We start from the raw sequence: 12505 nt of genomic DNA, 5'->3' as shown, positions 1-12505 counted from the left end.
GGTGCCTCTCCATCTCGTTCGTTCCTCGCTTCGTGGCGACACGGCAGTCGAGCATCTGGCCGGTTTGCTCATGAATGCCGTCGGCAGCCATCTTGCCTAGGGTCGTGCCCCCGGCCATCGCATCATCACTATTCACAAGGATCAGGACACCGTGTCGCGATCACTATTCGTTGTTCAAGTTGGCCAAGCGCGCATGCACGGCAACGCCGCTGATGCGGTTGCATCTATACGCAGGAAGACGATCGCCGCGTGCGTCGCGGCCTGTCTCGCGCTGACGTCGTTGACGGCTGCCGCCGAGGTCGGGGTAGGGCCGCAGCCGCTGCCGTATCCGGCGCCGATCGCTGCGCCGCGCGACGTCGCCTTCGCCGGAACCATCATCCTCGCTGTCGACGCCACCGATACACGGCACAAGGTGTTCGGTATCCGCGAGTCGATACCCGTGCAAGTCTCCGGTCCGATGACCTTGCTTTATCCGGCCTGGGAGTTCGCCAGCCACGCGGAAACCGCAGCGGTGGCGAATCTTGCCGGTCTGGTGATCCGTGCGGATGGCAAGCGCATCGCCTGGCAACGCGATCCCGTCAATGTCCATGCTTTCCACATCGATGTTCCCGCCGCTGCGCGGACGATCGATCTCGAGTTCCAGTACGTCACCCGCGCCGCGGACGCGCAGCTGCTGCCGGACTCGGCCCTGCTGCAATGGCATCGCGTGCTGCTGTATCCGGCCGGCTGGTTCGCGCGCGATATTCCCGTCGCTGCGACGCTGAAGCTGCCGCCCGGCTTGCACGCGTTCAGTGCGCTCGAGGTGGAGCGCAGCATGGATGACACGACTGTGTACAAGCCCACCAGCCTGGAGACGCTCACCGACTCGCCGGTGGCGGCCAGCCGCTATGTGCGCCAGATCAACCTTGCGCCCGAAGGCGCGCCGCCGTTCCGCCTCGACCTGTTGGCCGAACGTGCGGCCGACCTGGCGGAAACCCCGGAAGACCTCGCCGGGTTGCGTGCGCTGATCGACCAGACCGGCCGCGTCTTCGGTGCGCCGCATTACGCGCACTACGACGCGCTCGTTACCCTCAGCGACCAATTCTCCGCCGGCGGCATCGAGCATCTCGAATCGGCCGAGGACAACCTGCCCGCCGACTACTTCACCCATCCCGACCAGCAGCTCAACAACCGCGATCTCATTGCACACGAATACGTACATTCCTGGAACGGCCGTTTCCGGCAGCCGGCCGACCTGTGGGTGCCGACGTTGAACGAGCCGATGCGCGACAGCCTGCTCTGGGTCTATGAAGGGCAAACCGAATTCTGGGGTCGCGTGCTCGCGGCGCGCAGCGGCATGCGCAGCCTGCAGGAGACGCTCGACAAGCTCGCGCTGGATGCAGCCGTTGTCGCCGAGCGTCCTGGGCGCTCGTGGAAATCGCTGGCCGACAGCAGCCTCGATCCGCTCTCCGTCATCGGCCATCCGGTGCTGTGGCGCGATTGGCAGCGGCGCGAGGACTACTACCCGGAAGGCGTGATGTTATGGCTGTACGTCGATGCGCTGATCCGCGAGCAAAGCGGCGGCCACAAAAGCCTCGACGATTTTGCGCATGCCTTCTTCGCCATCGACGGCAGTTCGCGGATTACCAAAACCTACACCTTCGACGACGTGTGCGCGGCGCTGAACAGCGTGACGCCGTACGACTGGGCCGGTTTCCTGCACGCGCGTCTCGCCTCGCAAAAAGCCGACGTCCTCGATGGTCTCGCCCTCGATGGCTGGCGGCTGACATTCACCGACACGCCGACCGAAACCTTTCGCCAGGACGAAATCGATGGCGGTGTCAGCAATTTGAGTTATTCCATCGGGCTTGCCGTCACCAAGAACGGCGACGTGCGCACCGTCGCGTGGCAAGGGCCGGCCTTCGACGCGGGCCTGGCGCCGGGCGTCAAGATCCAGTCGATCAATGGAAAGCCGTTTTCGCCCGAGGTCCTGGCAGCCGCGGTGCGCGCCTCCGCGACCGTACCGATCGAACTCGGCTTCGAGGCGGACGGGCGCAGCGTGAGCGCGCGCATTCCCTATCGCGGACCACTGCGCTATCCACGGCTGGAACGCATCGCCGGGAGCAAGGACCGGATCGCCGCGCTGTTGGCGCCGCGGCACCAGGTCGTTCTGTCAGGTAAAAGGGGAGGTCGCTAAGTCCAGAGAGCTGGCTCCCCTCTGGCTGCCGGGATCTCCTTGCACGGTTCAGGTCGGCTTCGCTTCCGGCCTGCGAGTGTCGATGCGGTCAGCCGATGGTCCGCCTCGGATCGTCGTGCCTTGCTCGCTGCCTGCGCGCATCGAGCGACCAGGGGCCAGAGCCACCGAGCACGAGCGTGAGCAGGCAGGCTAGGTAGAGAAGGTCGGTCTCGTATCCTGGCGGTCCGAACTGGGCACCGGCTGCGGTCACGCTGATGAGCTTGATCGAGCTGAACCCGTAGGGCAGGTGCACCGTGAACATGGCCACCAGCAGGACAACCGCCATCGGCAGGCTGGCCACGGCCACAAACGCCCCGAGCAGGATCGCCAGCCCGCCCACTATCTCGGTCGCGATCGTCGCCCATCCAAGCAGATGAGGAAAGGGAAGCCCCATGGCGTGCACGATGGCGGGGAACGCCTCGGGACCGCGCGCAAGCTTGGCAAAACCATGCTCCATGAAGCCGTAGCCGACGATCAGGCGCAGCGGAATGGCCGCCCAGAGGCGGTACGACGAGGCCGGCTGCACCTCGTCGGAAAGCTTCGATGGAACCGGGGAACGTGTATTCATATGCGGGCGCCCTTGGTACAACGTGTGAATACCTGCCTGCAGGAACCGACAGCTGTCATCGCTCCGAACATCGACTGCGCGCCGCCCTTGCAAAACGTCATCTGATCTTCGTTGCTGCAGGTGCGCCGGTTACATGCAATCGGAGCATCCCTAGATCGACTTGAGCTCGCCACCGTCCATGCGAATCGATGAACCGGTCAGCCAGCGCGAGCCCGGAGAGACGAGGAACGCCATGAGGTCGGCGATCTCGTCCGGTTTGCCGTAGCGGGCGATTCCGACGTCCTGCGGAAATTTCGCCGTGGCGTCCTCTACGGTCATGCCGTGCAGAGGCGCCCAGTGCTCCAGATAGGAACGCCTGCGCCCGGTCATTACGGCACCGGGAAGTACGCTGTTGACCTGCACGCCATCCGCGATACCGCGATCCGAGAATGCCTTGGCCAGTGCAACGATGGCTGCGTTGATGGTGCCGACTGCGGCATACGGTGCCTTGGGGAACGCGGCGGAATTTCCCGAGATCAGTACGACGGAACCCTTCGAGTCTTTCAAGGCAGGCCACGCCTCGATGGTCAGCCGACGCGCACCATGCAGCTTGAGGGCCATGCCGGCGTCCCACTGCTCGTCGGTCATCTCGAACACGTCGATTTGAGGCACCGCACCGGCGATGTTGAGCAGGGCATCGATTCGTCGGAATTTTTCGAGCGTGAGGTCGATGACTTTCTTCGCGGCCGTGGGCTCCGCCAGGTCGATATCGATGACGAGGGACTCGGCGCCGGCGTTCTTCACGGCGGTTGCCGTTTCTTCCAGTTTCGCCTTGTTGCGGGCGACCAGCACCACCGCCCCGAAGTCGCGTGCAAGGCGGATCGCGGTGGCCTCGCCGATGCCCTGGCTGGCACCTGTAACGATGGCAACGGTTTTGCTCATGGCCATTCTCCTTGTCGGTAGGGGGACTCGAACGCGCGTGGCGGAAGGCGCAATGCCTTCCGCCGGTCACTGCGACTTCAGCGGACGAAGACTTCTTCGATGGCGCTGGCAATGTCGGTCGCGTGCGTTTCCAGGGCGAAGTGCCCGGTATCGAAGAAGCGCACGTCGGCCCTGGGAATATCGCGCTTGAACGCTTCGGCGCCTGGCGGAAGGAAGAACGGATCGTGCTTGCCCCAAACGGCAAGGAAAGCTGGCTTGTGCGTGCGGAAATACTCCTGGAACTTCGGATACAGCGCAACGTTGCTCTTGTAATCACCGAACAGGTCCAGCTGTATGTCGTCCGCACCCGGGCGTGCCAGGTAGTAGTTGTCGAGGGCGATACCGTCCGGCGATACCGACGACTCGTCCGGAACACCATGGGTGTACTGCCACCTGGTGGCCTCGGGAGCGAGGAATGCACGAAGAGCCTTGCGGTTCTCCTCGGAAGGGTCCGTCCAGTAGGCGCGGATCGGATTCCAACCTTCGCTCAGGCCTTCCACATAGGCGTTGCCGTTCTGCGAAATGATCCCGGCGATACGTTCCGGATGCCGCGCTGCGATGCGGAAACCGGTGGGGGCGCCGTAGTCGAAGACGTAAACGATGAAGCGGTCGAATTGCACGACCTCGGTGAAGCGATCGATCACCGCAGCGATGTTGTCGAAGGTGTAGCTGAACTCGCTCCGCGATGGCATGGCCGACTGGCCAAAGCCGGGGAGATCCGGCGCGATGATGTGGAAGCGGTCGGCCAGGAGCGGAATCAGGTCGCGGAACATGTGACCGGCGCTGGGAAAGCCATGGAGCAGCAAAAGCTTGGGCGACGTCGGCGAGCCGGCCTCGCGATAGAACACCTTGAAACCATCGACATCGGCGGTGCGGTACTGGACGGTGGACATGCTGGTTCTCCTCGGGGGTGGGGGCGTGGTTTTCAGAGGGAGTAGCAACGGGGTTCAATCGGGGGCGCATCGCATGAAGCACGCTGCCGGGCGCCTTGGGCCTCGAATACATGCCTCGACATGCGGCATTGCCATGTGCCTTTGCATGCCGCAGATCGCCTGGTCATGACTCGATCTCGCGGGCGGCCCGCAAGATCAGGTCGGTGACGAGATCGGGCGCGGTCACGCTGGGCACGTGGTCGACCGGATGGGAAGTGCACCGCGCTTTCATCCGCCCGGCCATGAATTCCTGAATCGCGTGGGGAATCATCCGATCCTCCTCGGCGACCAGATACCAGGAGGGAAGATCCTTCCAGCGCGGGCGGTCCACTGAAGCCGTGATGCAAGCCGGCGAAATCGGCCGCTGCAGGGCGGCGAGCAATGCCTGGTCCTCGACAGAGGCCTTGTGAGCAAAGGCATGGGCGAAAGCTTCCTCGGGAAGCCATATCAAGCCATGGCTGTCCGGCGCCAGCTGCGGAGCTTTCGGATGAGGCTCGGCGCGGTAGAAGATATCGGCCACGGTTTCGCCTTCGTCCGGCGCCAGGGCCGCGACATACACGAGCGCCTTGACCTTGTCGCTTCGCGTGCCGCTGATGACGCCACCGGCATAGGCGTGCCCCACCAACACCACCGGGCCATCAACCCTTTCAAGCGTCCTTTCGAGTGCGGCGACGTCGTCGGCATACGAAGTCAGCGGAATGGGGACGCTAACTGCTCCGAGTCCCTTTGACTGGAGTTTCCTGACGACCCTTTCCCAGCTCGATCCGTCTGCCCAGGCGCCAGGGACCAGAACCGCGATGATGTTTTTCGTAGACATTGGAAGTCCCATTCAAGCTGTTGCTGGTGTGTTTTCGACTTCGCCCGGTACGGAGTCGCTTATGCCGTGTCCGAGTAACCTGTTTAAGTGACGCAAAGAGGTTATGAAAGCAAAAGTAACTTGTCAAGTACTTTTTAGAAGGTTACTGTTGAGCCATTGAGAGGACCCCAATGCCCCCATCAGCGCCCGCCATATTTGTTGCCGATTGCCTTGGCCTCGATTTCCTCAATTCCGTCGCCACGCCTGTCGATGCGCGTCTGGACTGGATCGAGGATGGCGAGGGCCTGCTCGCGTGGCTTGAGCAGGCGCATCTGGTTCCACCGAATGTGCTGCAAGGGATGCGGCAGGAGGCCATGCCGGGAGAGCTGGACCGCGTTGCCGCCCAGGCTCGGGATTTGCGCGAGTGGTTTCGAGGCTTCGTACGCACACACAAGGGCCGATCGCTGAAGTCGGCCACGGTCGAAGAACTCGCGCCGCTGAACCGGCTACTCGAGCGCGACGAGGGCTACGAAGTCGTCACTCCCAAAACCGGTCACGGGCACGGCATGCAGTTGCTGGCCATGCGCCGCTGGAAGTCACCGGAATCGTTGTTGCTGCCGATCGGCCTGGCGTTGGCGCGGTTGGTGACTGAAGAGGATTTTGCGCACGTGAAGGCATGCGAGGGTGCGACCTGCACCCTGCTATTCGCGGACCATACCCGAGCAAGGAACCGCCGCTGGTGCAGCATGGAAATCTGCGGTAACCGCGCAAAGCAGGCGGCGCACAGGCACAGGAGCAAGGGAGGCCAGTGAACTGAAGGCCGCCTTTCCGGACAAGCCTGGTAAAGGCTTGGCTGCAGCGGCATCGTGCGGCGAATCCGTCTGCCGTAGTGTGGCGATGGCGAACGAGCCGGCTCGGCTTTTCCGTCAGGCAGCAGCTTGTTTTGGGAATCCAACGAACCCCGGCCATACTTAGGAAAAGCAACTCCTCAGGGGTGGATCGTGTCTCCAGTCATTCCTCAACCCGTTGTCGCCAAGCTTACGAGTGCCGCCATTTTTCTCGTGGTGACGCTGAATCCTGAGCCGCAGCATGAAGAACCGGTTCGAGCACTTTGTGGTGACCTGTCGTCTCTCTTGCGTGCGGTGGGTTTCCACGAGCCGGATGGTCGCCTGTCCTGCATCATGGCCTTCGGGTCGGATGCGTGGGATCGACTTTTCGGGCAGCCGAGGCCTGTCGGTTTGCACCCGTTTCGCGAGATCAAGGGACAGCACCACGCCGTCTCCACGCCGGGAGACATCCTCTTCCATATCCGTGCCATGCGCATGGACCTGTGCTTCGAGCTGGCGACGCAGATCATGTCCCGGCTCGGCGACGCGGTTTCGACGGCAGACGAAGTGCACGGCTTCAAATACTACGACGCACGCGATCTGCTGGGCTTCGTCGACGGGACCGAGAATCCCGTGGACCGGGACGCCATCGATGCGGCGATCATTGGCGACGAAGACCCCACCTTTGCCGGTGGAAGCTACGTCATCGTGCAGAAGTACCTGCACGACCTGAAGGCATGGAATACGGTGCCCGTCGAGCAACAGGAAAACATCATCGGTAGGGCGAAGCTTTCGGATATCGAGCAGGCCGATGCGGCGAAAGCTCCCTATGCGCATAACGTCCTGACCAATATCGAGAAGGATGGCGAGCAGTTGCAGATCGTGCGTGACAACATGCCGTTCGGCGACGTCAGCAAGGGCGAGTTCGGCACTTACTTCATCGGCTACGCGCGATCTCCGGACCGGATCGAGCAGATGCTCGTCAACATGTTCGTCGGCAACCCGCCGGGCAACTACGACCGCCTGCTGGACTTCAGCAAGGCCGTCACGGGTACGCTGTTTTTTGTTCCGTCCGCGACGTTCCTGGACAGCGTCTAGGCGGTCTGTAACAGATACCTCAGGGTCAGAGTCCTTGTTTCGCAACCTGCGTGTGACTCTGACCCTGCCTCGTATTCTCGATCAGACCTGATCGCGCAGCATGGGTGTGGTTGTGTGCTCGACGCCGTTGCGCCGGTAGACGATCACCAGCATCGGCGTGATGCAGGATATCGTCGCGGGTCAGTCCGGGATTTCCGGCTCCACCAACTTGCCGAGCAGCACCAGCGATTCCTGCCAGCCCATGTAGCACTGCTCGACCGGGATCATCTCGGGCAAGCCTTCCTGCACGACCAGCAATTCCGTGCCGCAGGACACGGCACGGAAGGTGATGGTGGTCGTCATCTCGCCGGGCAGGTTGGGATCCTCGAAGCGGTCGTTGTAGCGGATGCGTTCGCCCGGAACCAGTTCCTGGTAGGTGCCGCCGAAGCTGTGGCCGTTGCCGGTGGAGAAGTTGGTGAACGACATCCGGTAGCTGCCACCGACGCGTGCGTCGTGCTGGTGCACCTTGCAGGTGAAGCCGTTCGGCGGCAGCCACTTGGCGATGGCGTCGGCGTCGAGGAAGGCGCGATAGACACGCTCGGGTGGAGCGCGCAGCACGCGATGGAGACGGAGGGTGTTGGTAGCCATGATGGTTTTCCTTTGCAGAGGAGCAACCCTTGGTCTTGCAGGGCGAACGGGTAGGGTGGAGCGACCTGCCATCACTACACCGACAGGCTTGCCACCGGCACGAAGCCGCCGAAGATCATGCGCTTGCCATCGAAAGGCATGTCGCTGGCGGCCGCCATGCGCGGATCTTTCATGAACTTCTCCATGCCGGCATCGTGGGTGGCCTTGTCGGGCCACTCCACCCAGGAGAACACCACGGATTCGCCTTGCGCTGCCTGCACGGCGCGACGGAAATCGGTGAGCTTGCCTTCGGGCACGTTGTCGCCCCAGCACTCCACGACACGCGTGGCGCCGAACTCCAGGAAAATGGCATCGAAGGTTTTGGCATGCGCAATGAACTGCTGGCGGTTGGCGTTGGGTACGGCGATCACGAAACCATCGATGTAGGACATGGCTGTTTCCTTCGTGGGCCGCCGGTATGGTCACTTACTTCCATGCGACGAACGAGTGCGTGCGGGATCGACATGGGTCGACCGCGGCGGCGGTCTGGAGAAGATGTGTATTGCGCCGCCAACGGGCGCCTGCAGTAGCCACGGCTTTTTTTGCGCCGCAGCGTGACATATTGCGTCTTCGGCGTACTAATTGGCCTCAGGGGATTTAGATCGATCCAAATCGAAGGTGGCTCTAGGCCATGTCATGGCTGCGAAGGACCGGATGGCTCGATCGGGTAGGTGGGAGGGAGGGACTTGGGACGCGCGCACTGGCGTGTACTCCCGGGGTGCCGCTGCTTCCTGCCAGACAGGTCGAGGAGTTGAAAGCCGCCGCATGAAACCAGAAGCCGTTCGCATTCCCCTGATGACAGGACCACGCGCAGCATGCAGTCGCCATGGCAGCACCTCCCTGCTTTTCGGCAGGTTGCATTGGCGCTTGGAGAGCATGTCTGGCCGTCACACCCGCGCCACCTCGCCGTACGGCTGCCAGTACGACGGCACGTGCGCCCGCAGCTTCAGCCTCCCCCATCTGTCCGACACGGTTTGTACCGGGGCACGCGGCGAAGCATCACTTTGCAGTATCAGGCCCGGGCGCTCGCAATAGCGCTTCCGGAGTCTTGAGGCCCCCACCGCCAACGGGTCCAGCGCTCATTGGATACCGAAAATTTAGATCGATTCAATTGAGAGGAGAAGAAAGACAACGACCGCACAAACCACGCATCCGGTTGCACGGCATCAAACGGGGAGATCACCGCGCCAACTCCGGAAGAACACACATCAAATGGGGAGCAAGGAACATGACTTACCTGCCACAAGTCTCTGTCCGCAAGCCGTTGTACGCCGCGCTCGCCGTGGCGACCATGTCGTTTGGAGCTTGTCTTGGAATACCCGGGGTTGCCTTTGCCGCGCAGGCATCCCCACCCGCTGCACCCGCGACTACCGCACCGTCGTCAGAACAAGCGACCAATAGCACGCAGGCAAAGAAGGCAGACAAGGAGAAAAACGGGGGCTCAACCAATCCCGTTACCCTGCAAGCGGTCGTCGTCACGAGCTATGCGCAGTCGATCGACCAGAACGTGCAGGACAAGCGCGATGCCAATTCCATCGTCGAGGTCATCAACGCGCAGAACATTGCGCAGTTCCCCGCCAAGAACATCGCCGACGCGCTTGCGCACGTACCCGGCGTGGTCATCACCCGTGAATCCGGTGAGGGCAAGACGGTCAGCATCCGCGGCCTTGCGCCCGAGCTGACGCTGACGGAATTGAACGGCAACTACGTGGCCTCGGCCGATACCTCGGCCGGCCTGACGCGCTCGTTCAACTACACGATGATGCCGGCCAACATGTTTTCGGACATCAAGCTCTACAAGAGCCTGGAAGCGCGCCTGGACGAAGGCGGCATCGGCGGCAACGTGGATCTGCGCACACGCCGCCCGCTGGAGATGAAGGCGAATGACGGCTTCGTGTCCATCAATGGAGCGGGTTCCGACAACAGCAGCAAGATCACTCCCCAAGCATCGGCCCTGTGGTCCTGGAAGAACAAGGACCAGACATTCGGTTTCCTGGTCGCAGGCTCGTACCAGAAGCGCCGGGATATCGATTACATGGCCAATGCCTCGAGCTGGCACTGGTGGGACAACAACTGCACCGACCCGGCAACGTGTACCCATCGGCCGACGAACACGAAGGGGCAGCCGTACGGTCCTGACGTGGCACCCAATCTCGCCCTGTGGCCCGGCGGCGGCGTGGTCGACCAGGCCGGCAACAGCTATTCGGGCTACTGGATGCCGCAGCAGTTCAGCACCAGCCGGAACCAGCTGGACCTGAAGACCCAGGGCGCCCAGGCCACCATGCAGTTCAAGCCCAGCGACCATTTCCTGCTGACGGGCAACTACTTCCGCTTCGAGCGCCAGCAAACCCAGATCACCAATACCCTGGAGGTTCCGGAGTGGGGCCTGCCCAGCAGCAGCGACTATACGGACCAGCAGGGCCGGTTGCTCGCACCCAATGGCCTGACGTTCGACCCGTCGCACACCGTCGTCACCGGTGCGAACTACGTACTTCCGCCTGCAGGCCAGGGCTGCAACTCGCTGACGAACCCCAGCACCGGCGCGCAACGCCAGCCGGTTGACGTCTGCTCCACGGAGATCCCGTGGCTCAACGGCAACTACTCCGTCGAAAAGGCCACCTCGCAGACCCTCAACCTCGAAGGCGAGTGGGACAACGGGGGCAACCTCAGCGGGACGTTCAACGTCGGCCGCACGTGGGCGACGGGTGGCCCGTCGGTGGAGCTGGGCATGGCTGCCAAGCCGCGCAACTTCGTCAACGGCCAGTGGGTGGACGGCAGCAACGGGGCTGCGTGGACACTGAACGGCAAGCCGACCATCACGGCCTCGCCGGATGTGCTGCAGAACATGCTGGCCGGCGAGGGTCAGGTGGACCTTGGCTCGACCGGCTCCAACATGGTCAATACCAGCAACTCGCAGAATTTCGCCCAGGCGGACTTCACGTGGGACTTGAATTCCAGCTGGATGCAGTCGCTGCAGTTCGGCGCCAAGTATCGCGACAACCACGCCGAGCAGCAGAGCAATGAACTGCGCTGGTACTGCAAGGGCACCACGTCGCAGTTCCAGACCTGCGATCCAAATGCCGGCCAGCTTCCTGCGGGTTTCCTCCAGGCGAACCCGCTCGACGGCAACACCGGGGCATACAACGACAACATCTTCCCGGCGATCAATTTCCCGGCCTACTACAACTATCTCAATTCCACCTACGACCGGGTGCTCTACAACCACCCCGAAAACAAATCCTCCATTGGGGAAAAGATCGCCGCCGCCTATGTCCAGGCGAACTTCGATACGGGAACGCTACGCGGCAACGTGGGCCTGCGCTTTGTCAGCACGAAGCAGGACCTCACCGTCGCCGACGAGATCACCACCAACAACGCGGTGTATTACCACGATGCGGGCGGCAACATCCTGATCTGCCCGGCCTCCGGCGTGAATGCCGGCGGCGGCGCCTGCGCACCGGGTGACTTCCAGTACCTTCCGCGCGAACAGTCGGTCATCCAGACGTTCTCCAACGCCTCTACCTCCAAGCGCTACAACAAGCTCCTGCCAAGCTTCAACATTGCATGGACCATCGCGGACGACTTCGTGCTGCGCGCCGCCGGCTCGCAGGCGTTGGCCCGCGCCAACTACACCGACCTGGCCCAGCTGGGCAGCCTCACCAACAATACCGTCGACTACTACAACGACCGCAAGCAGTTCGGCGCACCGCCGCCGGGCTGGTATGGCAGCGGCGCAAACGCGGACCTGAAGCCGTTCACGGCCACCCAGTTCGACCTGGCGGGCGAGTGGTACTACGCGCCCCACTCGGTGGTTGGCCTGGATCTGTTCGAGAAGAAGGTGAAGAACTTCGTCGTACCGGTCACCGTCAACAACATCAACGTGGACGTCGGCGGCACGCAGCAGAACTTCATGCAGTACAGCACCAACGCCAACGGCCGCTCGGGCACGTCCAAGGGCGTGGAGCTCTACGCGCAGCACACCTGGGACTCGGGCTTTGGCTACATCGCCAACTACACGCTCAACAAGACCAATGAAACGCCCGTCTCGCTGGGTGACACGCTAGTCGGCAAATCGGAGCTGATCGGCAGTGCCAAGTACGCGGCCAACGTTTCGCTGTTCTATGAAAAGAATGGGCTGTTGCTGCGCGCCAGCGACAACTGGACCGGTCGCACCATGCAGGGCTTGTCGTCGGGTCTTCCCATCTATTCGCAGCCGTACCACCAGATCGACCTGAACGGTGACTACGAGTTCAACAAGCACCTGATGGTGACCGCGTCGATCATCAACCTGACGAAGTCGACGCCCCATGAGTACCTGGGCGACGATACCCGGGCGCGCCTGTACCAGCTCGAATATGCCGGGCGCCAGTATTACGTGGGCATCACGTACAAGTTCGGTGATGGCGGCTAAGCAAGAACAGACGGGGTCAGGCGTATCACCTG

General features: G+C 62.5%; 11 protein-coding genes. 4 read left to right on the top strand and 7 right to left on the bottom strand.

Translation table 11 applies throughout. The annotated features are described in order from the left end of the window. Window positions 1-193 precede the first annotated feature (193 nt). Entirely contained in the window at window positions 194-2176 is a 1983-nt protein-coding gene (locus ACYVKM_RS11170) for a M61 family metallopeptidase (protein WP_460877655.1), read from the top strand. A gap of 88 nt (window positions 2177-2264) precedes the next feature. Here the strand turns inward: ACYVKM_RS11170 and ACYVKM_RS11165 are convergent, their stop codons facing one another. The 5 genes from ACYVKM_RS11165 to ACYVKM_RS11145 all read right to left on the bottom strand — a co-directional run bounded on the left by ACYVKM_RS11165 (window position 2265) and on the right by ACYVKM_RS11145 (window position 5803). After that, on the bottom strand, window positions 2265-2783 hold the full coding sequence (locus tag ACYVKM_RS11165) for a DoxX family protein (RefSeq protein ID WP_460877654.1): 519 nt from the start codon (window positions 2781-2783) through the stop codon (window positions 2265-2267). A 150-nt stretch (window positions 2784-2933) separates the two neighbouring features. After that, the gene (locus tag ACYVKM_RS11160; RefSeq protein WP_460877653.1) at window positions 2934-3704 is read right to left on the bottom strand and encodes an SDR family oxidoreductase; all 771 of its coding nucleotides are present in this window, start codon (window positions 3702-3704) and stop codon (window positions 2934-2936) included. A 77-nt stretch (window positions 3705-3781) separates the two neighbouring features. Next, complete coding sequence (locus tag ACYVKM_RS11155) at window positions 3782-4636, bottom strand: alpha/beta fold hydrolase (RefSeq protein ID WP_460877652.1); 855 nt, start codon at window positions 4634-4636, stop codon at window positions 3782-3784. 163 nt (window positions 4637-4799) lie between these two features. After that, window positions 4800-5492 (bottom strand): alpha/beta fold hydrolase, encoded by a 693-nt coding sequence (locus ACYVKM_RS11150; protein WP_460877651.1) that lies wholly within the window; start codon window positions 5490-5492, stop codon window positions 4800-4802. A gap of 179 nt (window positions 5493-5671) precedes the next feature. Beyond that, window positions 5672-5803, bottom strand: a complete 132-nt coding sequence (locus ACYVKM_RS11145; protein ID WP_460877827.1) for a hypothetical protein — start codon at window positions 5801-5803, stop codon at window positions 5672-5674. Here ACYVKM_RS11145 and ACYVKM_RS11140 point away from each other — a divergent pair. Then, window positions 5750-6283 carry a CGNR zinc finger domain-containing protein gene (locus tag ACYVKM_RS11140; protein ID WP_460877825.1) on the top strand — a complete coding sequence of 178 codons (534 nt, stop codon included), beginning with the start codon at window positions 5750-5752 and terminating at the stop codon, window positions 6281-6283. The genes ACYVKM_RS11145 and ACYVKM_RS11140 overlap by 54 nt on opposite strands. Before the next feature lie 189 nt (window positions 6284-6472). Further along, a complete protein-coding gene (locus ACYVKM_RS11135; protein WP_460877650.1) occupies window positions 6473-7396 on the top strand; it encodes a Dyp-type peroxidase in 924 nt (307 codons plus the stop codon). Window positions 7397-7576: 180 nt separating this feature from the next. Here the strand turns inward: ACYVKM_RS11135 and ACYVKM_RS11130 are convergent, their stop codons facing one another. Together ACYVKM_RS11130 and ACYVKM_RS11125 are read right to left on the bottom strand one after the other, a co-directional pair. Then, a complete protein-coding gene (locus ACYVKM_RS11130; RefSeq protein WP_460877649.1) occupies window positions 7577-8023 on the bottom strand; it encodes an SRPBCC family protein in 447 nt (148 codons plus the stop codon). 74 nt (window positions 8024-8097) lie between these two features. After that, window positions 8098-8454 carry a DUF1428 domain-containing protein gene (locus ACYVKM_RS11125; protein WP_460877648.1) on the bottom strand — a complete coding sequence of 119 codons (357 nt, stop codon included), beginning with the start codon at window positions 8452-8454 and terminating at the stop codon, window positions 8098-8100. 836 nt (window positions 8455-9290) lie between these two features. On the opposite strand from ACYVKM_RS11125, the gene ACYVKM_RS11120 reads away from it, so the two are divergent. Next, window positions 9291-12473, top strand: coding sequence for a TonB-dependent receptor (locus tag ACYVKM_RS11120; protein WP_460877647.1), 3183 nt, complete (start codon window positions 9291-9293; stop codon window positions 12471-12473). Window positions 12474-12505 lie beyond the last annotated feature (32 nt).

Source organism: Rhodanobacter koreensis (assembly GCF_054782855.1).
Note: the sequence above shows the minus strand (reverse complement) of the source record. Positions and strands in the feature narration are given on the sequence as shown.

Bases quoted from the DNA above. Each gene is read 5' to 3' on its own strand.
- ACYVKM_RS11170 (WP_460877655.1), top strand. From the start codon at position 194: ATGCACGGCAACGCCGCTGATGCGGTTGCATCTATACGCAGGAAGACG.
- ACYVKM_RS11165 (WP_460877654.1), bottom strand. From the start codon at position 2,783: ATGAATACACGTTCCCCGGTTCCATCGAAGCTTTCCGACGAGGTGCAG.
- ACYVKM_RS11160 (WP_460877653.1), bottom strand. From the start codon at position 3,704: ATGAGCAAAACCGTTGCCATCGTTACAGGTGCCAGCCAGGGCATCGGC.
- ACYVKM_RS11155 (WP_460877652.1), bottom strand. From the start codon at position 4,636: ATGTCCACCGTCCAGTACCGCACCGCCGATGTCGATGGTTTCAAGGTG.
- ACYVKM_RS11150 (WP_460877651.1), bottom strand. From the start codon at position 5,492: ATGTCTACGAAAAACATCATCGCGGTTCTGGTCCCTGGCGCCTGGGCA.
- ACYVKM_RS11145 (WP_460877827.1), bottom strand. From the start codon at position 5,803: ATGCGCCTGCTCAAGCCACGCGAGCAGGCCCTCGCCATCCTCGATCCA.
- ACYVKM_RS11130 (WP_460877649.1), bottom strand. From the start codon at position 8,023: ATGGCTACCAACACCCTCCGTCTCCATCGCGTGCTGCGCGCTCCACCC.
- ACYVKM_RS11125 (WP_460877648.1), bottom strand. From the start codon at position 8,454: ATGTCCTACATCGATGGTTTCGTGATCGCCGTACCCAACGCCAACCGC.
- ACYVKM_RS11120 (WP_460877647.1), top strand. From the start codon at position 9,291: ATGACTTACCTGCCACAAGTCTCTGTCCGCAAGCCGTTGTACGCCGCG.